Source organism: Pseudidiomarina aestuarii, from assembly GCF_048263735.1.
GTDB lineage: Bacteria > Pseudomonadota > Gammaproteobacteria > Enterobacterales > Alteromonadaceae > Pseudidiomarina > Pseudidiomarina aestuarii_B.
In genome coordinates, this window is record NZ_JBLXDX010000005.1 from 81,142 (window position 1) to 106,825 (window position 25,684).

The following is a 25,684-nucleotide window of genomic DNA, read 5'->3' on the forward strand; positions in this document are numbered from 1 at the left end:
CATTCCGTAGTTGAAAAAAGGAGTGTCCTTACTCTAGACCCTCTTGCGACTGAAATAAACTCACTAGCGCAGGAAATAATTCATGGAGTTCACCGGACAGCAGAGCAAAGTCAGAATCGATTTTTTCAGCACTCGAAATATTCGAAATCTTTTCTTGTTCGTCGGTCAGTCGATCGGTCGGCTTTAAGCGTTTAATCGAACAATCGGCTTCCATGACGAAGCTCAGACGGTCGGCCCAAATGAGGCCTAGTTTGGTGACTTGCTTACCATGTTCGAGGTGATTCTTGATTTCGGTACTGGTGAGGTCAATTTGTCGTGCCCGCACCACACCACCTTCATCAATGGTATCACGCAGTTCCAGTTCGTCACCGAACTCGAAATCACCAGGAATGTGAGAATCGCGCAACCACTGAGTAAAGAATAATTCTGCGGAATCACTGCTAAGCCAGGGTTTGACTGGCAAAGAGCCAAGCGAACCGCGCAACAAGGCTAAGAAGTTTTCTGCTTTGGCGGCGGTACTAGCGTCCACAATCACCACTCGGTGCTGCATGTTAATCATGCCCCAGGTGCTTGAAAATTTTGTGAATGCTTGTGGCATCAACCGATGAATAATGTCTTCTTTCATGGTCTGCTTTTCTTTGGCACCCACTTTGCGGTCTTGCTCCGCTTCGATGACCTGTAGCTGCTGCTCAAGCTCACCATTGATAACGGCAGCAGGTAACACGCGCTCTTCTTTGCGTGCACAAAACAGCGAGTGATCACCAATGCGCAGCACCAGTTGGTCGTTGTTTGTGCCGAATGGCGATGACCAGCCAAAACTAGCAAGTTCTTGGCGACCGCAGGGCTGGAACTGTTCAGCTTCCAGCGCCGTATCGAGGTTTTCTGGCAAAACGAAATCGTCTGCTAGGGTGTAGATACGCAGATTACGAAACCACATAAAAGTCCTTATTTATCTTCGTTACTTTGTTGAGTCGATGAATTGCATGGGCATTTCGAACGTGTATTTGAGTCCTTTGCCCGGTGCGGCGTCGGCATGAATGACACCGTTGAGTGTTTGGGTTACCAAGTTACGCACAATGTGCGTGCCTAAGCCAGTACCACCTTGTTGACGGCGAGTGGTGAAGAACGGGTCAAAAATCTTCTCGAGTTGTTCTTGAGTCAAACCTTTGCCGTTATCCGAGTAGTCAAAGTGCAGTTTATCGCCATCACGTCGCGCTTGAATGATGATTTCACCTCGTGATTGATTCTCAAAGCCATGAATCAACGAGTTTTGAATCAAGTTAGTAAAAATCTGTGCAATGGCGCCCGCAGGACAGCGAATGGTGATGGCTGAGTCGATATCCAACTGAATCGCATGTTTGGAATTTTTAAAATGTGGCTGTAATGCCTGAATCACATCTTGCAGATATTTCTTCAGATTAATCTCACGCACGGCTTCAGAGGTTTGGTCGACGGCAACTTGTTTAAAGCTTCCGATCAAATCAGACGCGCGAGTCAGATTGTTTTCGAGTAGTGTCAGGCCTTCATCACTTTCTTCAAGAAAGGCAGCGAGCTGAGCTTGCGTCAGGTTCTTATCTTTCAAGGACTGTTGGAGTTGGTTGATGCGGTCACGAATAAAGGTCGCTGCGGTAATACTGACACCAATGGGGGTATTTACATCATGCGTAATTCCGGCAACCAGACCACCGAGAGATGCCATCTTCTCCGATTCAATCAACTGCGTTTGCGCGCGTTCCAATGCAGATAATGAGTTTTGCAGACGGGTATTGGTCTCTCGCAAGTCACGCTCAATTTCTTGCCGCTGGCGAATTTCGCGTTCGAGTTTCTCTTGCCGCGCTTCGAGCTCTGATTTACGCCGCTCCAAATCCACCAATACCCCACTGAGACTCGATGTTTTGCGGGCAACTTCTTGCTCGAGAATGGCGTTCTGATCATCTAACTGTCGATTCACCTGCTCGAACTGTTGTTGTGTGCGGGTGAGGTCGGCTTGATAGTCAGCCAAATTATCAAGCAGTTGGTTATAGGCTTGCTCAATCATCGTAAACTCACGATTCCGTTGATTCTTCAAATGAATCTTTGAGCGCGGTAAATCTTCTAGTCGGAACTGACGAATTTGGTTGGTTAAATCGAGCATCGGCCGGTTCAGCATGCGGTTGAACGCCAAGCTAAAAAGTAAAATCAGGAAAGTACTTTTCACCAGCGCGCTGCCAAAGATGAAGTATAAAGTGACTTTGATTCGGTCAATGGCAATATCTCGGGTCGAGAAGAGCGTCACATCACCCACTTGTGTCGAGTTACCTGAGAACTCAAATACCAACGTTGAGAAGTAGCCGAATAGCCCCTCACGTTCAGCGAGCGTGTAGCTCTCCATCGGCTCTTGCGGCAAAATACTCAGAGGGCCGGTGCGGCCAAGGTTCGCCAATACGGCACCCGTATCATCACGAATCACTACACCGGATATAGCGGGAATACTGATCAATCCCTGCGCAATAGCATCAATTTGTGGGTAATTGTACTCCCACAATGAACGTCCCAGTGAGTTACTAAAGGTCGCTTGTTGGTTGCGCAACTCTTCAACCAATAAATCTTGGGTATCGTAATATTCGCCAACCACTTGGACACCCGTCACTAACACTGTCAACACGAAGTAGACAGAGAGAACGCTGGTCAACAGTGACTTGGAAATACTGGTGGTGGTCATTAATGTCTCGCAATAGGCTTGCGCAAAAGGTACTGGATTCAGCGCAAATCCGCAATAACAACTCGTCGTCGCAAGTTGTCACAAAGCATTCATATCGGTGTCACCCCGCTGTCACATAACGCACTTAAAGTTCACCGCGTAACTTTTTACATACGTCTTACTTTCTCAACGGAGACCGATATGAAACGCACGAATATTTTTGCTCTGAGCGCTGTAACCGCAGCATTATTCCTCGCTGGCTGTGGTGGCGACATCAACTTGACTCCGACGTCTATCGACAACTCAGTCGATAACTCAACCAATAACTCTGGTGGCGGCGGTGCAACCAACAACTGTGCTTCTTATGAAGTTGATGGCACCAGCGTACAAGGTGAGAAGATTGGTGCAGATTGCGTCTACCCACGCAGCTTCTCGACTCCAGAAGATCCAGTTGTAATGGACATCCGCTTGGTTGAATTGCCAGGTGGTGCGCATATCTTCCCAAATGGCTTATATATTGGTGAAAACGTTGAAGCAACCGCTGATGTGAACCGTGAAGGTCCAACATTGACTATTGATGCTGGCGCAACTCTAGCGTTTGAAGATGGTGACTCATTCGTTCGCATCGCTCGTGGCGCGAACATCGAAGCAAACGGCAACCGTAATGCCCCAATCACATTCACTTCTGTGCAAGAACTCGACAACCAAATAACCAACCCGAACGCTCGTGGTTTGTGGGGTGGCTTGGTGATCAACGGCTTCGGAATTTCGAACAAATGTGATCAAAGCGATTTAGCGAACTGTGTACTTCAAGGTGAAGGTGGCGCAGGTTTCTATGGTGGCGACGACAACGAAGATAACTCAGGTTCAATTCGCTATGCTTTAGTTAAATACGCTGGTTATGAAGTTTCTTTAGACAACGAATTGAACGGTATCACGTTCAACGCAGTAGGTTCTGGTACTACACTTGAGTACATCCAAGTTCACAACAACTTGGACGACGGTATCGAGTTCTTCGGTGGCGCTGCTAACGTGAAAAACGTGGTTCTGACTGGTAACGACGATGACTCGTTAGACTGGGCTGACGGCTGGCAAGGTAAAATTCAATATATCTTAGTGAAGCATGCGGATGACCGCGCAAACCGTGCCATTGAGGCAGACGGTAATAGCGGTAACAACGACGCAACGCCATTCTCTAACCCAATTATCGCAAACTTCACCTCAATCGGTTCATTGACGGCGACTGACGGTTCAGACGAGTCTGAAGGTGTGTTGCTCCGTGAAGGTACTCGCGGTGCTTTGTATAACTTCTTGATTACCGATGCGCGCGGCGAGTGTTTGGAAATTGACCAAGCAACCACCTTAGCAGCGGCGCAAGCAGGCGATTTGTCGATTGAAAACTCCATCATTGCTTGTAGCGAAAACTTCGCTGACCAACCAACACAAGATTGGTTCCAAAGCTATCCAACGAACGTGACGCTGGATGAAATGGCGACAGTGTTAAGCTCAGGTTATGTTACTGCAAGCACTATCACTGACGCTTCAGGCGCTGAAGTAACCGTCACACCTAAATCTGATTTGAGCACCATCGACCCATTCTTTGATGATGTTGATTTTATCGGTGCAGTAAGTGAAGACGACGATTGGACTAACGGCTGGACAGTCGGTCTGCGCGACTAATCAAAGGAATATTCTGCACACGGACGTGCAATCTCTTTGAATCATCAAGATTAGTCTACGCATACGGAGTCTCTCATGAAAAAGCATGCCGTTTTAACCAAAAGCAAGGTTGGGATTGCTGTTGCAATAGCACTCTCTACCCAGCTTGCGGTTGCTCAAGAAGCAGCTACAGACGCCGCAAGCGCTGAAACCATTGAAGAAGTGGTCACTACAGGCACGCGGTTACAAGGATCGGCCGCAGCAGTTGTCGAAGAACGTAAAGCTCAGGCTTTCGTTGCCGACATTTTGGGTGCCGAACAAATTTCGCGGACTGGCGACAGTGATGCCGCCTCTGCATTACGCCGTGTCACCGGCCTTACGTTGGTAGATGGCAAGTTTATCTATGTTCGTGGTTTAGGTGAACGATACTCGAGTACGCAGCTCAACGGCGCGTCTGTGCCTTCGCCCGATCCGACTCGAAACGTCATTCCACTCGATATGTTCCCAGCGAGCATTATTGAGAGTATGTCAGTACAGAAGTCGTACTCGCCGGATATGCCAGCAAACTTTGGTGGTGGTAACGTCGACATTCACACCGTTTCTATTCCTTCCGACCAAGTTTTTGAAGTATCGATTGGCACGGGTTGGGATTCCAACTTCAGTGACGATGGCTTGACCTATGCAGGCGGCGGTAGTGACTGGAAAGGCACCGACGACGGCTCACGTGCGTTATCGGGTGCGATGGCCTCAGCTTTGGCGCGCTATCAAGAAAACATCAATGCTGCGAATATTGCGAATGTTGATGGTATTTCCATTGCTGACGCGCAAGCAATCAACCGCAGCCTAGCAGCATCATTGAATACGCAGAACGAAGTCTATACCAAAAGCCTGAGCCCAGATATCAAAGGCTCAGTGAGTTTTGGTGATAGCTACGATATCTACGACGATTGGACTTTTGGTTTCCTTGCTGGCGTTGACTATGACAACAGCTGGTCAAATAGCGAAGAGACTGAGAAAGTTCTCGGTATTGCCGATGGTCAATCTGTTGTCATTCAAGATGGTGCTTCACGAGTTACCGCAAACACGGTTGAACTCAGCGGTATTTTGAATTTTGGTTTGCAATACGGTGATTACCATAAAGTAGAAACATCAACGATATTCCTGCGCAATACGCAAGATCGCGTAGAGCAGGGTGGTGTTGAAACTGCAAACTCAATTACTGAAAGTAATTTGTCATTCTTCGATACAGACATTCGCTACGAAGAGCGTGAATTATTGACCAACCAAGTGCGTGGTTCACATTTCTTCCCTGAGTTGTGGAATATCGCGGTGGATTGGCAGTATGCAGAATCTGAAGCCAGTCGCTATGCGCCAGGTGAAATATTCTATCGGCAGATTAGCAATCGCGACTTAGGCGATGGTGTTGGTGATCTAGCGTTCCAACAAACGCGTTCAGCCACCACGCTGCAGTACCAAGAGCTGCAAGATGACGCACAGGATTGGCGCGTTGATGTTGAACTGCCATTGTATTTCGATGCGGTTGAAGTGTTAGTTCAGGGCGGTGGTCAGCTCTCGAAGAAGGCACGTTCATCGTTTTCGCGTCGCTTCGCGATTTCGGCTGAAACAGTCGCCAATGACGCGTTGCAGGGCGTTGGCTATGATGAGCTGTTCAGCGATAGCAACCTAATCGATGAAGACTTCGGCTTTCAATTGTTCGGTGCACCGACAGCAACTGACCCGAACTACCTTGCCGCACAGCAGGTTGAAGCGGGCTATGGTTTGCTCGATATCAATCTGAATAATGATTGGCGGGTGAGCGGTGGTTTGCGCTGGGAGCAGTACACGCAAGTGGCGGCACAGCTCGATATTCGTAACATGACGTTCATTGGTGATGTTGCGGAAGCTGGACGTATTGAAGACGACATCTACGGTAGTATTGCGTTGACGTATCAATTGAACGACGAAATGCAATTACGCTTTGGTTACGGTAGCACCGTGGTGCGTCCAGACCTGCGTGAGTTGACTGAAGTCTTGTTCGTTGACCCAATCACCAACTTCAAGGTCCGTGGTAACAGTAACTTGTCGACCACTGATATTGATAACTTTGACATGCGTTGGGAATGGTACCTGCCAGCTGGCGAAAACTACTCGGTTGGTTTGTTCTATAAAGATCTAGCGAACCCGATTGAAGCCGTTGAAGCCAAAGGTACGGACTCAGACCGCGTTATTACTTTCTTGAACGGTCAAGCCGGTGAAGTTTACGGTGTTGAATTTGAATTCTTGAAAGATTTGACTGGATTACGTGATGGTTTATTCGTAAGCGGTAACTTGACGTTATCGGATTCGGAAATCAGCATCGCGAATACGGGTAACGTCGAATTGACCAATAACACTCGTCGCATGACAGGCCACTCTAAGTACGTTGCTAACCTACAGTTCGGTTACGACTCTTTGGATGGCGAGCATAGTGCATCATTGATTTACAACGTCGCGGGCGAGCGGATTGCCTTCGCTGGTGTGAAACAAGGTGAGTTGGGTATTGGCGACGCGTTCGAGCAACCATTCCATAGCTTAGACTTAGTTTATACTTGGTATCCTGACTTTAACTCCAATGTAAAACTGAAAGTTCAGAATTTACTGGGTGACGATGTCTCCATTGTACAAGATGGCATCACCATTCAAGAACGTTCAGTCGGCACTGGCGTGAGTGTGGAATACAGCTACTCCTTTTAATTCAGAATGTAGTTAGTTGAAAGGGAGCCAGACGGCTCCTTTTTTCATGTTGAGCCCTTGCGACTCTTGGTTTATCGTGTCTGCAGGAAACAACCTCAGTAACAGCAGGTGAGAAAAGCATGGATTCAATAGCGCAAGTACAAGCTTGGCTCAGTGAGCGACCCGATATGGAAACGCTCGCTTATTTGGCATTACTGTTGGTTGGCGCTTGGGTCGCCAACTTTATCGTCAAAAAGATACTGCTGCGCGGTGCCCTGCGAATCCTGTCATTCACTCCGGTTGGTAAAGATCGCCAGTTGTTCGAGCGAAATGTCATTGCGCGCCTAGCCAACGTTGTTCCAGCGTTGGTTATCTCCCATTGGATTATCGAAGTTCCGAACTTGGCGGAAACCGTGGCGATTGTTGTCGATAACGTCGCCATAGCATTCATTATCTTGACCGTTGCCCGCTCGATTAGTGGTGTATTGACAGTCATCAATACCTTTTATGAACGCGGCGAAGACGCACATTTGCGGCCGATTAAGGGGTATATCCAAGTGGTTAAGATTGGCATTTATGCCATTGCAGCCATTTTAGTCATTGCCGCGTTAATTGATAAGTCGCCAGTAATACTCCTCTCTGGTTTAGGTGCTATGGCTGCCGTGGTCATGTTGGTGTTCCAAGATACGTTATTGTCGCTGGTCGCGAGTGTGCAAATCACCTCAAACGACATTATTCGGGTGGGTGATTGGGTCGAAATGCCGAACCTCAATGCCGATGGTGATGTCATTGATATCGCGTTGCACCAAGTGAAAGTGCAGAACTGGGATAAAACCATCACCTTTATTCCAACCAAACGGTTTATCTCTGATCCCTTCAAAAACTGGCGCGGTATGCAAGAGTCCGGTGGGCGCCGGATCAAGCGCAGCCTGTTCCTAGATCAGCAGTCGATTCACTTTCTCAGTACCGAAGAGCGCGACAAACTGCGCCGTTTCCGACTATTGCAGGACTACTTGAAAACCAAGCAAGAAGAGATTGATGCTTGGAACCAAGAGCTCAAAGATGCTGGCAAAGAGCCCGTGAACACCCGACGGATTTCGAACATAGGAACCTTCCGCGCTTATGTTCTCGAGTATCTGAAGAGTCATCCGCACATTCATCAAGACATGACATTGATGGTGCGGCAGTTAAATCCGACCGCGGACGGCTTACCGCTAGAGGTATATTGTTTCACCAACACCATCAAATGGACTGAGTATGAGCAGATTCAATCTGACATTTTTGACCATTTGTATGCCATTGTGAGTGAGTTTGGCTTGCGGGTATTCCAGCATCCAAGCGGTGTTGACATGCGCACTTTAGGTGAAGCTTTTAGTGCGCAGCGTGAAACCGAAAAATCCGAACAAAAACAGTCATAAAGACATTAAAACAGCATAAAAGTGTCACATTGACACATAACTGAAATAAAGCAGTCACCAAGCTGTCACACAATTGCCGTATTGTGCACTCCATCATTCATCACGATATGTAGGGTGTTGCCATGCGGCTTGTGTCTATTCCTTCTGTGCTGGTGCTGACGCTGTTTTCAACAGCAACAGTATTCGCGCAAGATCAGTCCCTCGAACCGGTTGTGGATGCTGCCAGCACCATCAACCAATCTGCGAAAAGCTCGCAACTCAAAGTGGAAGATATTGCCGATTCCATTCAAGAGCGGATTCAGCAGTACAAACAAATTTCTCGTCAAATTGATGGACTCAACGTCTATACGCAACAGTTGCAAAAGCAATTGGACAATCAAGACATCGAGAAAGCTGAACTAAATTCTTCGATTGACGAAGTCAGCGTGGTTGAACGTCAAATCACGCCATTAATGTTACGCATGATTGATAGCCTAGACGCTTTCGTTCGTCTGGATGTCCCTTTCTTACCTAATGAGCGCAAAGACCGCGTCGCGAACCTTCGCGACTTGATGGACCGCGCTGATGTGGATGTATCTGAGAAATTCCGTCGCGTGATGGAAGCCTACCAAATTGAAGCCGATTACGGGCGCAACATTGAAGCGTACAACGGTGCTATGGACGTTGATGGCCAAGAGCAAGACGTCGAGTTCTTGCGTGTGGGCCGTACCGTGTTCATTTACCGCACGCGTGATGGCGGCACCATGGGCGTTTGGAATCAACAACAACGTGAATGGCAGCCACTGGATGATAGCTATGGTCGTGACGTGCAAGAAGCATTGCGTATCGCTCGTAAGCAGTTAGCACCAGACTTACTCATGTTGCCAATTTTTACTGTTGATTCAGCTGCGGGAGAATAATGATGAAAGGGTTACAAACATTACTTATTGCCTTCGCGGTTGCCATGATGTCAACGGTATCCGCAGCACCGCAAGAGCCGGTTGATCTGGATGAACTGTTGCGCCAGTTGCAGCAAGGGCAGTTTGCTCAATCAGAAGAAAATAAAGAACGCGAAGCGCGCTTCCGTGCCGAAGCCGATGAGCAACAACGCATTCTGCGCGAAGCTATTGCTGAGCGTGATCGTTTAGAGCAGTTGAGTGAGCGTTTAGAAACGCGGTTCGAGCAAAACGAAGTCGAACTCGGCAATTTGACCGATGCGTTGACACAGCGTATGGGCTCCTTGCGTGAACTTTTTGGTGTACTTCAGCAAGTAGCGGGTGACACCAGCGGTAAATTGCAAAACTCCTACGTTTCTGTGGAATTCCCAGGTCGTAGCGAGAACCTTAGCGAACTCGCACAAAAGATGGGTTCGAGCTCTAAGCTTGCATCCATTGAAGAAATTGAGTCGGTTTGGTTTGCATTGCAACAAGAAATGACTGAGTCGGGCAAGGTTAGTGAGTTCAACACTGAGGTGACCTTGGCAAATGGCGAAAAAGTAGAGAAAGAAGTGGTTCGTATCGGCACGTTCAACATGGTTGCTGATGGCCGCTACTTGGAGCTGGTTCCAGGTACGGACACAGTCGCTGAATTGATTCGTCAGCCGGCATCACGCTTCCTGAACACCGCTGAAGCTGTGCAGACTGAGTCTTCTGACTTAGTGCAATTCGGATTGGATCCAACAGGTGGCTCGATTCTTGGTTTACTTGTGCAAGCACCTGATTTGGGCGAGCGCGTTGACCAAGGTGGAACCGTTGGCTACGTCATTTTGGCACTCGGCCTGATTGGTTTGCTGATTGCACTGGAGCGCTTCGTTACCTTGACTCTGATGGGTGGCAAAGTACGCAAGCAGTTGAAAGACACCACAGCCCGTGATGACAACCCGTTGGGTCGTGTCATGCAGGTACAAGACAAGTATCCACAAGTCGACACCGAAACGTTGGAATTGAAATTGAGTGAAGCGATTTTGCGCGAAGTTCCAAAGATCACGCGCAACCTAACCTTCATCAAGATTATCTCGGTTGTTGCACCGCTGTTGGGTCTCTTGGGTACCGTTACGGGCATGATCAACACCTTCCAAGCCATTACCTTGTTTGGTACCGGCGACCCGAAACTGATGGCTGGCGGTATCTCGCAAGCTTTGGTAACTACGGTCCTTGGTTTGGTGGTAGCAATTCCGATGACGTTGTTGTTCGCAACGCTCAACACACGTAGCAAGAACATCGTGCATGTATTGCAAGAGCAGGCTTCGGGAATTATTGCGGAGCGTTCTGAGCGGGGGCACTAATTGTGTTCATGATCGACTTTTACAGCGCTATTCAGGACTTTATTGAAACCGGTGGTCAGGTACTACTGATCATCGGGGTACTGATTTTTGTGATGTGGTTGATGATTCTGGAACGCGTCTTTTACTACGTCAAAGGTCATCGCGAGCGCGTCAAATATGTTCGCAGCACTTGGCAAGCACGAGCTGATAAATCGTCGTGGAATGCCGAGCAAATTCGGCAGGCGATGATTTCCCGCACCGCTATAGCACTCGGTGGGAATTTACCGGTTCTGCAAGCACTCGTTGCGCTGTGTCCGTTGTTAGGTTTGATGGGCACCGTGACCGGCATGATTGAGGTGTTTGACGTGATGGCGGTATCGGGTACTGGGAATGCACGGTCGATGGCGGCTGGCGTATCCAAAGCTACGATTCCAACCATGGCAGGCATGGTCGGCGCACTATCCGGGGTTTTCGCAACCACTTGGTTGCAACGCACAGCGAAGCGCGAGCGATTGAAGCTCGAAGAGCGCTTACTGCTCGAACACTAATTCGGTAAGGATGAGGAGTCTCACCCGATGAAACAGCATTTTGCGAATTTGATTGATGAAGAAGAAACAGCCATTGATATGACGCCCATGTTGGACGTTGTTTTTATCATGCTGATCTTCTTTATCGTGACCGCGAGCTTTGTGAAAGAGGCGGGTATTGATGTGAACCGTCCAGAGGCGTCTACCGCTGTGCAGAAAGACCGCGCCAATATCTTGGTTGCGATCAGCGATACCGGCGAAATCTGGATCAACAAACGTCAGGTCGATGCGCGTGCGGTGCAAGCCAACATTGAACGTTTGTATGCGGAAAACCCGCAAGGTTCTGTGGTCATTCAAGCCGATAAAAAAGCCACAACTGAAACCTTGATCAAAGTTATGGATGCAGCGCGCGCAGCCGGTGTATTCGACGTCTCCATTGCAACGCAAGAAGACTAGTTATGATGAGATTCTTTGCCGCTTTAGCCGTCGCACTAGTCGTTACATTAGGTTTGTTTTATCTAATGCAATCACTGATCACAGGTGGTGAGGGTGCAATGACTGACCCGCCCCGTGGCAGTGTTCTCGACTTTGTGCGCGTGAAGCCCGAAGAGGTGGTGCAGGAAAAGGAACGCAAACCCGAGCGTCCGCCGGAGCCAGAAGAGCCGCCACCTGATTTACCGCAACCGCAGTCAGATACGGTAGCCGAAACTAGTGATGCCGCGGGCTTTGACTTCAGTGCCACGGTTCAAGCCGATACGAACTTGTCGGGTGGTCTCGGTTTAGATACCAGTGATGGTGAATATTTGCCGATTGTTAAAGTACAAGCCGCTTACCCGCGTCGGGCATTACAGCGCGGTATCGAAGGCTATGTCGTGGTCGAGTTTACGGTCACACGCCAAGGCACGGTTCGTGACCCGCGTGTGGTTGAAGCGGAGCCGGAAAGTATCTTTGATCAAGCTGCCATGGATGCGGTGTTGAAGTTCAAATACAAGCCACGCGTTGTCAATGGCGATGCGGTGGAAGTGGAAGGCGTGCAAAACCGCATTACCTTCGAGATAGATGGTTAACCAGAGGATCGCCTCATGAAACGTCACTTATTTTTAATCGCATTGGTGTTATTTGCAACGTCGTTGCAGGTTGCTGAGTCGCAAGAGCGCAAACGCACACCGGCTTTGCGTGAGCAAGTGTATAGCCAGTTGGCACGCGCTCAAGAGCTGGCTGATGCCGGTGACGTTCCTGCGGGTATTGCTGCATTGCAAAATGTAGAGACTAAGATCAGCAGCATGAATAGCTATGAACGCGCCATGTTATGGAATTTCTATGGCTACATGTATTACGGTCAAGACAACATTGAGCGAGCTATTCACTACTTCAGCAAAGTAGTCGATGAAGATCCCATTCCAGAGTCATTGCAACAAAACACTTTATTCAGCTTAGCGCAGTTGGCTCTGGGCGAGGGCCGCTATAATGACACCCTGGCATTCTTAGACCGCTGGCAAGCTCTGGTGGGTGATGCCGAGCAAACCAAAGCCTTGGTCTTAAAAGCGCAAGCCTTGTATCAGCAAGAAAGCTATGCAGAGGCGTTAGCGCCGATTACTGCTGCTATCGAGAAAGTAGAAGCCGAGGGTAGTTACGGTGATGAGAACTGGTACGTGTTGCAACGCGCTATCCACTTCGAATTGGGTAACACCGAAGCGGTCGCTGATGTGCTAGCAACCATGGTGAAAGCGTTTAATAAGCCTGAGTATTGGATTCAATTAGCTGGTGTTTATGGTCAGCTGGGTCAAGAATCTAAGCAGTTGGCGTTATTAGAAGCAGCCTACCAGCAAGGTTTCTTGACGAAGGGCAGCGACCTGATGAATCTCGCGCAAAGCTACTTCTTCAGTGATGTTCCGTACAAAGCAGGTAAGGTGCTCGAGCGTGGACTTGAAGAAGGTAAAATTGAGCGTAACTTACGTAACCTGAAAATGTTGGCACAAAGCTGGGTTGCCGCGCGCGAAACTGATAAAGCGGTTGCTGCATTAGAAGCTGCGGCTGAACTGAGTGAAGACGGCGAGCTTGATGCGCAACGCGCCCAGGTGCTGATTAATGCAGAGCGCAACCAAGAAGCCATTCGTGCGGCCCGCCGAGCCTTAGAAAAAGGTGGTTTGGAACAACCGGGCAATATGCATTTAGTAATTGGTATGGCGGAGTTGAATTTAGAAAATTTCAACGAAGCACTCCAAGCATTCGCGCAAGCCAAAAAGTTTGATGATGTGCGCCGTACTGCGAATCAGTGGGAACGTTACACCAGCTCGGAAAAAGAGCAACGTGATCGGTTGACTGAATTGCGTAAATCTTCATCATAAAATCAATAATTTGCAATGAAAGTGACGTAAAACTGAAATGTAAATGACAAAAAAGATTCATAGAGTCATGAAACTGTCATAAAAGTGCCATACCATGTGCAACCAAGATGAGCGTGTCCCTAGGCACGCTCGTACCGATCAGCATATAATTATCGGATGGCGCACATGATCAACTCATTTAAGAACACACTTTTTGTCGCTGGTGCATTGCTTTTAGCTGCACCACACGTTGCTGTGTCTGCAGCAGAAAAACCTACCTTTGACTTCTATGGTCGTATCAATGTTTCGCTGCAACAGTCCGACGACGGTGCTGGCAGTGATAGTGAGGTGAAAAGTAATTCATCACGCATTGGCGTGCGAGGTGGGGCGCAGCTCAGCGAATCACTCGAGGTCATTTACCAATTAGAGTGGCAAGTGGATGTCGCTGACCTCGGTGGTGATGACAACCTGCGTTCGCGAAATCAGTTTATTGGTTTGCGTGGCGATTTTGGTGAAGTAACCATTGGTCGCCGTGATACCGTATTGAAAACCTTACAAGGCGATATTGACGCGTTCAGTGACTACGAGGCCGACGTGAAAGCCTTGTTTGAAGGCGAGAATCGTACGAAAAATACGTTGTCGTACTACTCGCCAAAATGGAATCAATTTGCTGTCGCGGCGAGCTACGTGGTCAGCGAAGACGACGCCATAGATGATGGCATCTCGATGGCCGTAACTTATGGTGACGAAGATCTAGACGATACTAGTTATTATCTGGCAGCCGGTATGGACTCCAAAGTCGAGGGCTACGATATTATTCGTGCGGTCGGTTATACCAATGTCGGAGAGACCATGGTTGGCCTGATGTGGCAAGATCAAGAACAAGTCGATGGCACGGCTCAAGCCGATGGTTATGTGGTCAGCGCACAGCGTCCATTTGGCAAGTTCGTCGCGAAAGTTCAGTACCAAATGATGGACTTTGAGGATGGGCGTGATAATTCACTCGCATTCGGCGCAGATTATCGTTTTACTCGTAACACCAAGGTCTTTGCTTGGTACACTGGTCGCGATTTAGAAACCATCAATGCTGACCAAAGCTATGTAGCTATCGGGATTGAACACCGCTTCTAAAGCCTTTGACCTGACGCATTAGAGAGGATCATGGCTAATTTCTTATTTATTGCCGGCTATTTGTTGATAGGTTTATTGTTACAACGCAGCCGGCAATTCCCTCAAAATACGGGCCAGATCCTCAATGCTTACGTTATTTACGTGGCATTGCCTGCGTTAGTCCTACAAAAAATTCCTCTATTAGAGTTATCCACCGCGCTGGTCATTCCTGCGGTGGTACCTTGGTTATTACTAGCTTTGACGGTGCCGTTGTTGCTGTGGTGCAGTCGCCGCTTTCAGTGGTCGCGTTCAACAACGGGTGCGATGCTAATCATTGTGCCTTTGGGGAATACCTCATTTGTCGGTTTTCCAATGATCGAAGCCTTTTTCGGTCCTGCAGGGATTCCGTTTGCGCTGTTGTATGATCAACTGGGTTCCTTCTTAATTCTATCTATTTACGCGACCATTATAGCGGCGGTGTATAGCGCCGATCCCGGTGGCGAGGCGCGTCGTCCGAGCGCTTGGCAGCTAACCAAGAAAATCGTCACCTTCCCGCCGTTCATTGCATTAATTGTGGCGCTTCTGTGTCGCTCTATTGACTACCATGCGGCAGTTCAGCGTTTTATTGATTCATTGGCGGTGACGCTGGTTCCGGTCATTATGGTCGCCGTCGGCTTTCAGTTGAAGTTTCGCTTGCCGCAGGAAGATCGTGGACCATTGGTAGGAGCGCTCTTGATTAAGTTAGTGCTCACTCCACTGGTAGTTCTCGGATTAATGTGGCCTTTTGGTCTCGACCAACTGGTGGTTCAGGTGACACTACTAGAGGCAGCGATGCCTGCGATGATTTCAGCTGGGGCATTAGCCATTATGGCGGGACTCGCGCCGACGTTAGCTGCGGCCATTGTCGGTTATGGCATTGTGTTCTGCTTTCTCACCCTGCCGTTATGGTTCTGGCTGGTAAACCAACTCGCCCGAATTACTTAGTGGGTTCCGTTTTCACTGCTGAAAACTGGCCTTGTGCCACCCGAACTTGAAATGACTCACCGGTTTCCACATCAGCGGGCGAGCGAATCACTTGCCCATCTGCTTTTTGTGCCACTGCATAGCCACGCGCAATAGTTTGTAACGGACTCACCATTTGCAAAGCTTGCGATAACCCAGAGAATTGTTGTCGACGTTCTTTCAGTCGGGTGGTGATAGCGCGGGCTAACCGCTGCTCTAAGCTTTGTTGATGCTGCTTCAATGGCTCCAGTTGCCGTTGTGGATGCACGCGTTGCAACCGTTGTACCAAATTCAGTTGGTTCTGGCGTTGTCCTTGCATGATGCGTTGCATCGCGCGAATGGAGCGTTCTTGCAGGTCATCTGCACGCTGTGTATCCATGTGCAGACGCCGTTGGGGGTCTTGTTGGAGCAGACGGCGATGTAAATGCAGATGCGCTTGCTGCTGATACGTTCTGAAGCGCAGCCAGGCTTGTTGCAACCGTTGTTCGAACTGCTGCGCCTGTCGCAGCCGCTCACGTTGGTCAGTACTGACTAACTCGGCAGCTGCTGAAGGCGTTGGTGCGCGCACGTCACAAACAAAGTCAGCAATGGTGAAATCGACTTCATGACCCACCGCACTAATAGTCGGTAGCGGGCAAGAGTGCAGCGCATAGGCTAACTGCTCGTCATTAAAGCACCAGAGATCTTCGAGTGAGCCGCCGCCGCGCGTGACAATTAATACATCGACTTCGTTGCGATCACACGCCCGTTGCAACATGCGCAGTAACTCTTGGGTGGCAGCTTGACCTTGCACCGCGCTGGGGTAAATTACTACTTCGATACTCGGGTCGCGCCGTTTTAGCACGGCAAGGACGTCGCGAATAGCGGCACCGGTTGGCGAGGTCAGCACCCCGACGCGTCGAATTTCGCTGGGTAACGGCTTTTTCACCGCAGGGTCAAATAGGCCTTCCGCCTGCAGCTTTTGTTTCAACTGCTCATACTGCTGTTGTAGCAGCCCGGCGCCGGCATCTTCCATGTGCTCAATAATGAGTTGGTAGTCGCCACGTGGCTCATAAACCGTAATTTTAGCGCGTACCAGCACTTGCATACCGTTTTGTGGACGAATGCGAACACGTTGATTCGCGTTTCTGAACATGGCAGCACGAATCTGCGCGCGCTCGTCCTTTAACGTCAAATACCAATGCCCAGAACCGGGTGCGGCGAAGTTAGAAATTTCACCCATCAGCCAGACCATGCCGAAGCCCTGTTCCAATACTTGGCGGACTTCTGCATTCAGTGATGCGACGGTGAAAACCTGACGTTGTTCAGTGGCAGATGGCATGTTGCTCTCGGTAGGGGCGGTTAGCAAAAAATCAGTTTACTGAAAAGGGCTTTTCGAGTAAAATCCTCCCGCAACATTAAGTCAGCTAGTGAGATGTTGCCATGCTACGAATTGCCCAAGAAGCACTAACCTTTGACGACGTTCTGCTCGTCCCCGGTCACTCCACCGTTTTACCCCATACAGCCGACCTGCGCACGCGTCTTACGCGGACCATCGAGCTCAATATTCCTATGGTTTCAGCCGCTATGGATACGGTCACTGAAGCAGCGCTAGCTATTGCTCTCGCGCAAGAAGGGGGCATTGGCTTCATTCACAAGAATATGACGATTGCGGAACAAGCAGCGCACGTTCGGCGCGTGAAAAAATACGAAAGCGGCGTGGTCTCTGATCCGATTACGGTGTCACCCGACACGACCCTCGGTGAAATTCGTGCATTAGCGCTTGAACATGGCTTCCACGGTTTCCCTGTTGTCGAAAAATCAGGTGAACTGGCCGGCATCATCACCGGACGTGATACGCGTGCTGAAAAAGATGACAGCAAGCGAGTCAGCAGCATCATGACACCGAAAGATAAATTAGTGACCGTCAAAGAGAATGCGGGCAGTGAGGAAATCTTGGGCCTCATGCACCAGCATCGCATTGAAAAAATTCTGGTGGTCGATAACGACTTCCATTTGCGCGGCATGATCACACTGAAAGATTTCACCAAAGCTGAAAACAAGCCGAATGCGTGTAAAGACGAATTGGGTCGGCTGCGTGTGGGTGCTGCTGTAGGCGTTGGCCCGGGTACTGATGAGCGCATTGACGCGTTGGTTGAGGCAGGCATTGATGTGTTGTTGATCGATACCTCACACGGTCACTCGCAGGGCGTATTAGACCGCGTTGCATGGGCTCGTAAGCGCTATCCAGAGCTCTCCATTATTGGTGGCAATGTAGCTACAGGCGCTGGCGCCAAAGCACTCGCTGACGCCGGAGTAGACGCTGTGAAGGTTGGTATCGGTCCAGGCTCTATTTGTACCACGCGTATTGTAACCGGTTGCGGCGTGCCGCAAATCACCGCCATTTCGGATGCAGTTGATGCACTGAAAGGCTCTAACATTCCTGTCATTGCCGACGGTGGCATTCGCTTCTCAGGCGACATCGCCAAAGCCATCGCTGCCGGTGCAGACTGTGTCATGGTTGGCAGCATGCTAGCCGGTACGGAAGAATCACCGGGTGAAGTCGAACTCTATCAAGGTCGCTATTACAAATCCTACCGCGGCATGGGTAGTATCGGCGCGATGAATCAGCGTCATGGTTCGTCTGATCGCTATTTCCAAGCGACAAACGAAGCGGAGAAGTTGGTACCAGAAGGTATTGAAGGACGCGTTGCTTACAAAGGCCCAATCGCTACCATTATTCATCAGCAAATGGGTGGCTTGCGCTCAGCAATGGGTTTGACGGGTAGTGCCAACATTAAAGAAATGCGCACCAAACCACAATTTGTCAAAGTCACCGCGGCTGGCATGGGCGAGTCACACGTGCACGATGTGCAAATTACCAAAGAAGCACCTAACTACCGGATGGGTTAAGACATCATGCAAGATATTCATGCACATCGAATTTTGATCCTCGACTTCGGCTCGCAATATACGCAGCTGATTGCCCGTCGCGTCCGTGAGTTGGGCGTTTACTGTGAACTCTGGGCATGGGACGTTTCCGAAGCCGATATTAAAGAGTTTGCACCGAACGGTATCATTCTCTCTGGTGGTCCTGAGTCCGTTACAGAAGAAGGCTCACCGCGCGCACCAGACTATGTGTTCGAGGCGGGTGTTCCGGTATTCGGTATTTGCTACGGCATGCAAACTATGGCTGCGCAGTTAGGCGGTAAAGTTCAGGGCTCTCTGGAGCGTGAATTTGGTTATGCGCAAGTAGAACGCATTGCACCTAATCCACTGTTTCATCACATTGAAGACGCCGTTCACGAGAATGGCAATCCTCTTCTTGATGTGTGGATGAGTCACGGTGACAAGGTGATTGAAGCGCCTGAAGGCTTCAGTATTTCGGCACAGACGCCTACTTGCCCAATTGCAGCGATGGTCGACGACAAACGCGATTTCTATGGTGTTCAGTTCCACCCAGAAGTAACGCACACGCGTCAGGGTTTGCGCATGTTAGAACATTTCGTGGTCGAAATTTGCGAATGTGAGCGCAACTGGACACCAGCGCATATCATTGATGACGCGGTCGCGCGTATTCGTGAGCAAGTCGGTTCTGGCAAGGTTGTATTAGGTCTATCTGGCGGTGTTGATAGCTCGGTCACGGCAATGTTGTTGCATCGTGCTATTGGCGATCAACTGACCTGCGTCTTTGTCGACAACGGCTTACTGCGTTGGCAAGAAGCGGAGCAGGTGATGGAGATGTTTGGCGACCATTATGGTCTGAACATCGTTCATGTGGATGCCGAAGATCGCTTCCTCGACGCCTTAGCGGGTGAGAAAGACCCAGAAGTCAAGCGTAAAATTATTGGTGGTGTGTTTATCGATATTTTTGATGAACAAGCCAGCCGTATTAAAGACGTCAGCTACTTAGCGCAAGGTACTATCTATCCAGACGTGATTGAGTCTGCGGGCTCCAAAACCGGCAAGGCGCATGTCATTAAATCGCACCACAATGTCGGTGGTTTGCCAGCTGACATGAAGTTAAGCTTAGTTGAGCCTCTGCGCGAGTTGTTTAAAGACGAAGTCCGCAAAATCGGCTTAGAACTCGGTTTACCGTATGACATGCTGTACCGTCACCCATTCCCAGGCCCTGGCCTTGGTGTGCGCGTATTGGCTGAGGTGAAAAAAGAGTACTGCGAATTGCTTCGTCGTGCCGACCATATTTTCATCACAGAACTTCGCAATGCCGGCCTGTATCATCAGGTCAGCCAAGCCTTTGCTGTATTTTTACCTGTGCGCTCGGTCGGTGTGATGGGCGATGCGCGTAAGTATGACTGGGTCATTGCTTTGCGAGCAGTGGAGACCATTGACTTTATGACGGCGCGTTGGGCACACTTGCCTTACGACTTGTTAGAAAAAGTATCCAACCGAATCATCAATGAAATCGATGGGATCTCGCGAGTGGTTTACGATATTTCGGGTAAACCGCCAGCTACAATTGAGTGGGAATAGCCATGCTGGCGCGTTGGCTTAGCTTAATCATCAGTGCGATGATTTTGCTTGGTTGCGCGCCGCAAGCGCAAGACAGCCAACTCGAACTCATTCAAGAACGTGGTGTACTGCGAGTCGGTACGCTCCTCGGCCCATCAACTTACTTCCTCGATCAAGAACGTGATGCGGGCTTGGAGTATGTCCTCGCCCGCGCTTTTGCGGATGAACTTGGCGTTGAATTGGAAATGGTTCCTCGCTACAGCGTCACTGCGCTATTTAACCTTCTGCAAAGTAATGAAGTCGATATCCTCGCCGCAGGCCTAGACCGCACCGCTCAACGAGAAGAGTCGATGCGCTTCGGACCACCGTACCAAGTAGTTGAACAGAAAGTTGTCTTCAAACAAGGCAGCCGCACGCGTCCGCGTTCGCTCGAGGACATCGAAGCTGACTTAGTGGTGATGCAGGGCAGTAGTCACGATGAGTATCTGCAACGAGTTGCGGATGACTTTCCGGAATTACCGTGGCGCACTACCGATGAGCATGATGCCAACGAATTGCTCGAGCAAGTGGTCCGCGGCGACTTAGCCTACACCATAGCCGATACCAACACCCTTGATATCAAACGTCGCTATTACCCGGACCTCAGTGTCGCATTTACCGTTCGCGAGAATGTCGATATCGCTTGGGCATTAAAGAAGGATCTGGATGCTTCGTTATATGCCGAAGTGATTCGTTTTTTCGGTCAGTTGCGCAATTCAGGGCAATTAGCGCAATTAATCGACCAACATTTTGGCCATGTGGCTAGCTTCAATTACGTTGATACCTCGCTATTTATTCAGGCCGTCGAGACCACATTGCCGCGCTATCGTGAGCTTTTTGAGAAACATGCCGGCACTTTGGATTGGCGTTTACTCGCCGCTATTAGCTATCAAGAGAGTCTCTGGAATCCGCGAGCCGTGTCACCAACCGGAGTTCGTGGGTTGATGATGCTGACACTGCCAACCGCCCAACAAATGGGTGTGCAGAGTCGTTTGAATCCAGAAGAGAGCATCCGCGGTGGTGCTCGCTACGTCGAACAAATGATTGACCGAATTCCAGCTCGGATCCGCCATCCAGATCGGTTATGGTTTGCTTTAGCCGCTTATAATATTGGGCTAGGGCATTTGGAAGACGCACGAATTTTAACCCAGCAACAGGGGGCTGATCCCGACCGCTGGATTGATGTCAGAAAACGACTACCTTTATTACGACAGAAACGATTTTATCGACAGACGCGCTACGGATTTGCGCGCGGTGATGAGCCAGTGCGGTATGTAGGCAATATTCGTCGCTATTACGATACTCTAGTGTGGCTTGATGAACGCGGTCGGATCCCATCATCACCACTCATCATAGCGCTGCCTGATGACAGTGCCGACGAGGTAAACTAATGCAAAAGCACCGCCGATTAGTCAGTAAAGAGCGCCGTAGAGCTTGGTTACGTAAGCATCGACTGTTGCAAGCTGAGCGTCGTCATAAATGGTTTCGACTGTGTGAGAACGAGTAGCCGCAGCGACCATTTCTGACTATAATACGCACCTATTTTTCCGCTCCCAACCCTGGAGAAACATCTGTGGAGATTGTACGCGGCGCCCCTGCCTTATCCGAATTCCGTAGCGCTAAATTATTGCAACGTCTGCAACATGCAGAATTGCCGGTTACGGATATTTATGCTGAGTTCATGCACTTCATTGATACGCAGCAACCTCTTGATGACGCCGCTCACGATGTTCTCAAAAAGCTACTGACTTATGGTCCTGCGCTTGCCCAGCATATTCCAGAGGGTGAGCTACTCGCTGTGGTACCACGTCGTGGCACTATTTCGCCATGGTCTTCGAAAGCGACTGATATTGCGCACAACTGTGGTCTGAACGCTATTCGCCGTATCGAACGCGGCATCGCCTATTATGTGCAGGGCAACCTCAACGCCGAACAACTGCAGCAAGCACAAGCATTGCTGCATGACCGCATGACCGAAATGGTGTTGCATGAGTTGAGTGCTGCCAAGCAATTGTTTGATGCAGCCGAGCCGGCTCCGGTGCGCAGCGTCGATATCATTGCAGGTGGTCGCGCCGCACTGGCAGAAGCCAATAGCACCATGGGGTTGGCGTTAGCTGATGATGAAATCGATTATTTGTATGAAAACTTCACCAAGCTGAAGCGGAATCCGAACGACATCGAACTCTACATGTTCGCTCAGGCGAACTCAGAACATTGCCGCCACAAAATCTTCAATGCCGATTGGACGATTGATGGCAAAGAGCAGGTCAAATCGCTCTTTAAAATGATTAAGAATACCTTCGAGAAACATCCTGACAATGTGTTGTCGGCATACAAAGACAACGCAGCGGTGATGGTGGGCTCGGAAGCAGGGCGTTTTTACCCTTATCCAGCCGGTACCCCAGCAGCTGGCGAGTACAGCTATTTCCACGAGCCGATTCATATTTTGATGAAGGTGGAAACACATAACCATCCAACTGCAATTTCCCCATTTGCGGGCGCTGCAACCGGTTCAGGTGGCGAAATTCGTGACGAGGGTGCCACAGGTCGCGGCTCGAAGCCTAAAGCCGGCCTGGTTGGTTTTAGCGTGTCGAACTTACGTATTCCTGGCTTTGAACAGCCGTGGGAAGAAGACTTCGGCAAGCCTGACCGGATTGTCTCCGCACTCGATATTATGTTGGAAGGACCGCTCGGTGGCGCCGCTTTTAACAACGAATTTGGTCGTCCTGCATTAACTGGCTACTTCCGTACCTACGAAGAGCAAGTGGTCAGCCATAACGGTGAAGAAATTCGCGGTTACCACAAGCCAATCATGTTAGCTGGTGGTTTGGGTAATATTCGCGAGCAACATGTTGAAAAAGGCGAGATCCCAGTCGCTGCCAAATTAGTCGTGTTGGGTGGCCCAGCCATGAACATTGGATTGGGCGGCGGTGCTGCTTCGTCGATGGCATCGGGTACCTCAACGGAAGACCTCGATTTTGCCTCGGTGCAACGCGACAACCCTGAAATGGAACGTCGTTGCCAAGAAGTGATTGATCGTTGCTGGCAGCTTGGTGACAAAAATCCAATTGCCTTTATTCATGACGTCGGTGCGGGCGGTTTATCAAATGCCATGCCTGAATTGGTGAATGACGGTGGCCGTGGTGGTCGTTTTGAATTGCGTAAAGTGCCCAACGATGAACCTGGCATGTCACCCCTAGAAATTTGGTGTAATGAATCACAAGAACGCTATGTACTGGCTATTGCGCCGGAGCGCATGGACGTTTTTGAGGCTATTTGTGAGCGTGAGCGTGCGCCATTTGCGGTAATTGGTGAGGCTACTGAAGAACCGCATCTGGAATTAACCGATAGTCATTTTGACAACACGCCGATTGATTTGCCGTTGGATGTATTGCTCGGTAAGCCACCGAAAATGCATCGCGATGTAGCCTCGCTTCAAGTTGAAGGCCAAGCATTAAACCGCGAGGGAATTAAGCTCAGCGAAGCGGCACAACGTATTTTACGCTTGCCTGCCGTTGCCGAGAAAACCTTCCTGATCACCATCGGTGACCGCACGGTAACGGGCTTAGTGGCGCGTGACCAAATGGTCGGACCGTGGCAGATCCCAGTCGCTGACGTGGCAGTCACCGCCGCGAGCTATGACACCTATGCTGGTGAAGCCATGGCAATGGGTGAGCGCACGCCATTAGCACTTCTAAACTATGCTGCATCGGCTCGCATGGCGGTTGGTGAAGCACTGACTAACATCGCAGCGGCGGACATTGGTGACATCACCAACGTGAAGCTTTCCGCAAACTGGATGGCCGCAGCCGGTCACCCAGGCGAAGATGCCGGTTTGTATGAAGCAGTTAAAGCCGTCGGCGAAGATCTCTGCCCAGCACTCGGACTCACTATCCCAGTGGGGAAAGACTCCATGTCAATGAAGACGCGCTGGCAAGGCAAAGACGGTGATAAAGCAGTTACTGCGCCGTTGAGTCTGGTGATTACCGCGTTTGGCCGGGTGCGCGATATTCGCCGTACCCTCACGCCGCAGTTACGTCTTGATAAAGGCGATAGCAAACTACTGTTGATTGACCTTGGTCGTGGCAAAAACCGTCTTGGTGGTTCAGCACTGGCACAGGTCTATCGTCAGCTTGGTGACCAAGCGCCAGATGTCGATCGTCCGGAATTACTTGCAGGTTTCTTCCGCGCCATTCAGCAACTCATCCGTGAGAAAAAGGTTGTAGCCTACCATGACCGCTCGGATGGCGGTTTGTTCGCCACCGTCGCAGAAATGGCGTTTGCTGGACATTGCGGTGTGGAAGTCGCACTCGATAGTATCGGTGACGATGACTTAAGCGCCATTTTCAATGAAGAATTAGGTGCCGTTATTCAGGTATTGGTTGACGATATGGATGCGGTGCAGCAAGCCTTCGCAGATGAAGGTCTGGCTGAACATGTGCACATCATCGGCCGACCCATGCGTGAAGACGTGGTGCGTTTCAATCGCAATGGCGAAGAAGTCTTGTCGCACTTGCGCAGTCACTACCGCGCAGTCTGGGCGGAGATGACGCATCAAATGCAACGTTTACGTGATAACCCGAATTGTGCTGACGAAGAGTTTGCGGCGAAGCAAAAGCTCGATGATCCTGGCTTATCCGCAAACCTGACCTTTGATCCGTCAGAGGATATTGCAGCTCCGTATATCAGCACGGGTCGCGACCCTGTCGTCGCTATTTTGCGCGAGCAGGGCGTTAACTCTCATGTGGAGATGGCTGCTGCCTTTGATCGTGCTGGCTTTGCCGCCATTGATGTTCACATGAGCGATATTTTGAGTGGCCGTGTATCTCTTGAAAAATTCAATGGCTTAGTTGCTTGTGGTGGTTTCTCGTACGGTGACGTACTCGGTGCCGGTGAAGGTTGGGCTAAGTCCATCCTCTTTAATAACCGCGCTCGCGACGAGTTCAGTGCCTTCTTTGAGCGTCAAAAGACCTTTGCTCTCGGGGTGTGTAACGGCTGTCAGATGCTGTCGAACCTGAAAGAGCTCATTCCGGGTGCAGAAGCATGGCCACACTTCGTGACCAACCGCTCTGAGCGTTTTGAAGCACGCTTTAGCTTGGTGGAAGTACAAGAATCGAATTCATTATTCTTGGAAGGCATGGCAGGTTCACGCATGCCGATTGCGGTTTCACATGGTGAAGGGCGCGCGGAATTCAAAGGCGACAACTTAGCCGCAGTCAATCGAGATAACCTGGTGACGCTGCGTTACATCACCAATCGTGGCAATGTCGCAGCAGCTTATCCTGCGAATCCAAATGGCTCACCTGAGGGCATTACTGGCCTCACCACAGCCGATGGCCGCGTCACTATTATGATGCCGCACCCAGAGCGGGTATTCCGGACTGTCGCGAATAGCTGGCATCCGGACGAGTGGGGCGAGGACAGCCCGTGGATGCGCATGTTCCGTAACGCGCGCGTTTATCTGGGCTAGTCACAAGAATCCAAACCAATAAAAAACCCGGCTCGAAGGCCGGGTT

Annotated in this window: 18 protein-coding genes; 15 read left to right on the plus strand and 3 right to left on the minus strand. The window is 50.0% G+C overall.

Features of this window, described 5'->3' with window-relative positions; all coding sequences use genetic code 11:
* Positions 1-28 precede the first annotated feature (28 nt).
* The gene (rdgC, locus tag ACN0S4_RS11280; RefSeq protein WP_417657772.1) at positions 29-937 is read right to left on the minus strand and encodes a recombination-associated protein RdgC; all 909 of its coding nucleotides are present in this window, start codon (positions 935-937) and stop codon (positions 29-31) included.
* A 21-nt stretch (positions 938-958) separates the two neighbouring features.
* The gene (locus ACN0S4_RS11285) at positions 959-2,701 is read right to left on the minus strand and encodes a sensor histidine kinase (RefSeq protein WP_417657773.1); all 1,743 of its coding nucleotides are present in this window, start codon (positions 2,699-2,701) and stop codon (positions 959-961) included.
* 180 nt (positions 2,702-2,881) lie between these two features.
* Between ACN0S4_RS11285 and ACN0S4_RS11290 the strand changes: the two genes are divergently transcribed.
* The 11 genes from ACN0S4_RS11290 to ACN0S4_RS11340 all read left to right on the plus strand — a co-directional run bounded on the left by ACN0S4_RS11290 (position 2,882) and on the right by ACN0S4_RS11340 (position 15,659).
* The gene (locus ACN0S4_RS11290) at positions 2,882-4,360 is read left to right on the plus strand and encodes a hypothetical protein (RefSeq protein ID WP_417657774.1); all 1,479 of its coding nucleotides are present in this window, start codon (positions 2,882-2,884) and stop codon (positions 4,358-4,360) included.
* A gap of 75 nt (positions 4,361-4,435) precedes the next feature.
* A complete protein-coding gene (locus ACN0S4_RS11295) occupies positions 4,436-7,072 on the plus strand; it encodes a TonB-dependent receptor domain-containing protein (RefSeq protein ID WP_417657775.1) in 2,637 nt (878 codons plus the stop codon).
* A gap of 119 nt (positions 7,073-7,191) precedes the next feature.
* A complete protein-coding gene (locus tag ACN0S4_RS11300; protein WP_417657776.1) occupies positions 7,192-8,469 on the plus strand; it encodes a mechanosensitive ion channel family protein in 1,278 nt (425 codons plus the stop codon).
* Positions 8,470-8,591: 122 nt separating this feature from the next.
* Positions 8,592-9,368: a DUF3450 domain-containing protein gene (locus tag ACN0S4_RS11305; protein WP_417657777.1), complete on the plus strand. Its 777-nt coding sequence runs from the start codon at positions 8,592-8,594 to the stop codon at positions 9,366-9,368.
* A gap of 2 nt (positions 9,369-9,370) precedes the next feature.
* Entirely contained in the window at positions 9,371-10,732 is a 1,362-nt protein-coding gene (locus ACN0S4_RS11310) for a MotA/TolQ/ExbB proton channel family protein (protein ID WP_417657823.1), read from the plus strand.
* 8 nt (positions 10,733-10,740) lie between these two features.
* Positions 10,741-11,259, plus strand: a complete 519-nt coding sequence (locus ACN0S4_RS11315) for a MotA/TolQ/ExbB proton channel family protein (protein ID WP_417657778.1) — start codon at positions 10,741-10,743, stop codon at positions 11,257-11,259.
* Between the two features lie 27 nt (positions 11,260-11,286).
* Positions 11,287-11,694 carry an ExbD/TolR family protein gene (locus ACN0S4_RS11320; RefSeq protein ID WP_169931445.1) on the plus strand — a complete coding sequence of 136 codons (408 nt, stop codon included), beginning with the start codon at positions 11,287-11,289 and terminating at the stop codon, positions 11,692-11,694.
* 2 nt (positions 11,695-11,696) lie between these two features.
* The gene (locus tag ACN0S4_RS11325; protein ID WP_417657779.1) at positions 11,697-12,305 is read left to right on the plus strand and encodes an energy transducer TonB; all 609 of its coding nucleotides are present in this window, start codon (positions 11,697-11,699) and stop codon (positions 12,303-12,305) included.
* A 15-nt stretch (positions 12,306-12,320) separates the two neighbouring features.
* Complete coding sequence (locus ACN0S4_RS11330) at positions 12,321-13,586, plus strand: tetratricopeptide repeat protein (RefSeq protein ID WP_417657780.1); 1,266 nt, start codon at positions 12,321-12,323, stop codon at positions 13,584-13,586.
* A gap of 165 nt (positions 13,587-13,751) precedes the next feature.
* Positions 13,752-14,696 (plus strand): porin, encoded by a 945-nt coding sequence (locus ACN0S4_RS11335; protein ID WP_417657781.1) that lies wholly within the window; start codon positions 13,752-13,754, stop codon positions 14,694-14,696.
* Between the two features lie 30 nt (positions 14,697-14,726).
* Entirely contained in the window at positions 14,727-15,659 is a 933-nt protein-coding gene (locus ACN0S4_RS11340) for an AEC family transporter (protein WP_417657782.1), read from the plus strand.
* Here the strand turns inward: ACN0S4_RS11340 and xseA are convergent.
* Positions 15,652-16,998: an exodeoxyribonuclease VII large subunit gene (gene xseA / locus ACN0S4_RS11345; protein ID WP_417657783.1), complete on the minus strand. Its 1,347-nt coding sequence runs from the start codon at positions 16,996-16,998 to the stop codon at positions 15,652-15,654. The genes ACN0S4_RS11340 and xseA overlap by 8 nt on opposite strands.
* A gap of 101 nt (positions 16,999-17,099) precedes the next feature.
* Here xseA and guaB point away from each other — a divergent pair, with 101 nt between their 5' ends.
* The 4 genes from guaB (at position 17,100) to purL (ending at position 25,638) form a co-directional block, all read left to right on the plus strand.
* Positions 17,100-18,569 (plus strand): IMP dehydrogenase, encoded by a 1,470-nt coding sequence (gene guaB / locus ACN0S4_RS11350; RefSeq protein ID WP_417657784.1) that lies wholly within the window; start codon positions 17,100-17,102, stop codon positions 18,567-18,569.
* A gap of 6 nt (positions 18,570-18,575) precedes the next feature.
* Positions 18,576-20,150, plus strand: coding sequence for a glutamine-hydrolyzing GMP synthase (gene guaA, locus ACN0S4_RS11355; RefSeq protein WP_417657785.1), 1,575 nt, complete (start codon positions 18,576-18,578; stop codon positions 20,148-20,150).
* Between the two features lie 2 nt (positions 20,151-20,152).
* Positions 20,153-21,559, plus strand: coding sequence for a membrane-bound lytic murein transglycosylase MltF (gene mltF / locus ACN0S4_RS11360; RefSeq protein WP_417657786.1), 1,407 nt, complete (start codon positions 20,153-20,155; stop codon positions 21,557-21,559).
* Positions 21,560-21,741: 182 nt separating this feature from the next.
* Positions 21,742-25,638: a phosphoribosylformylglycinamidine synthase gene (gene purL, locus ACN0S4_RS11365; protein ID WP_417657787.1), complete on the plus strand. Its 3,897-nt coding sequence runs from the start codon at positions 21,742-21,744 to the stop codon at positions 25,636-25,638.
* Positions 25,639-25,684: the final 46 nt, after the last annotated feature.

Excerpts from the sequence above, each read along its gene's own strand:
- rdgC (WP_417657772.1), bottom strand. The coding sequence starts at position 937 with ATGTGGTTTCGTAATCTGCGTATCTACACCCTAGCAGACGATTTCGTT.
- ACN0S4_RS11285 (WP_417657773.1), bottom strand. The coding sequence starts at position 2,701 with ATGACCACCACCAGTATTTCCAAGTCACTGTTGACCAGCGTTCTCTCT.
- ACN0S4_RS11290 (WP_417657774.1), top strand. The coding sequence starts at position 2,882 with ATGAAACGCACGAATATTTTTGCTCTGAGCGCTGTAACCGCAGCATTA.
- ACN0S4_RS11295 (WP_417657775.1), top strand. The coding sequence starts at position 4,436 with ATGAAAAAGCATGCCGTTTTAACCAAAAGCAAGGTTGGGATTGCTGTT.
- ACN0S4_RS11300 (WP_417657776.1), top strand. The coding sequence starts at position 7,192 with ATGGATTCAATAGCGCAAGTACAAGCTTGGCTCAGTGAGCGACCCGAT.
- ACN0S4_RS11305 (WP_417657777.1), top strand. The coding sequence starts at position 8,592 with ATGCGGCTTGTGTCTATTCCTTCTGTGCTGGTGCTGACGCTGTTTTCA.
- ACN0S4_RS11310 (WP_417657823.1), top strand. The coding sequence starts at position 9,371 with ATGAAAGGGTTACAAACATTACTTATTGCCTTCGCGGTTGCCATGATG.
- ACN0S4_RS11315 (WP_417657778.1), top strand. The coding sequence starts at position 10,741 with ATGATCGACTTTTACAGCGCTATTCAGGACTTTATTGAAACCGGTGGT.
- ACN0S4_RS11320 (WP_169931445.1), top strand. The coding sequence starts at position 11,287 with ATGAAACAGCATTTTGCGAATTTGATTGATGAAGAAGAAACAGCCATT.
- ACN0S4_RS11325 (WP_417657779.1), top strand. The coding sequence starts at position 11,697 with ATGATGAGATTCTTTGCCGCTTTAGCCGTCGCACTAGTCGTTACATTA.
- ACN0S4_RS11330 (WP_417657780.1), top strand. The coding sequence starts at position 12,321 with ATGAAACGTCACTTATTTTTAATCGCATTGGTGTTATTTGCAACGTCG.
- ACN0S4_RS11335 (WP_417657781.1), top strand. The coding sequence starts at position 13,752 with ATGATCAACTCATTTAAGAACACACTTTTTGTCGCTGGTGCATTGCTT.
- ACN0S4_RS11340 (WP_417657782.1), top strand. The coding sequence starts at position 14,727 with ATGGCTAATTTCTTATTTATTGCCGGCTATTTGTTGATAGGTTTATTG.
- xseA (WP_417657783.1), bottom strand. The coding sequence starts at position 16,998 with ATGCCATCTGCCACTGAACAACGTCAGGTTTTCACCGTCGCATCACTG.
- guaB (WP_417657784.1), top strand. The coding sequence starts at position 17,100 with ATGCTACGAATTGCCCAAGAAGCACTAACCTTTGACGACGTTCTGCTC.
- guaA (WP_417657785.1), top strand. The coding sequence starts at position 18,576 with ATGCAAGATATTCATGCACATCGAATTTTGATCCTCGACTTCGGCTCG.
- mltF (WP_417657786.1), top strand. The coding sequence starts at position 20,153 with ATGCTGGCGCGTTGGCTTAGCTTAATCATCAGTGCGATGATTTTGCTT.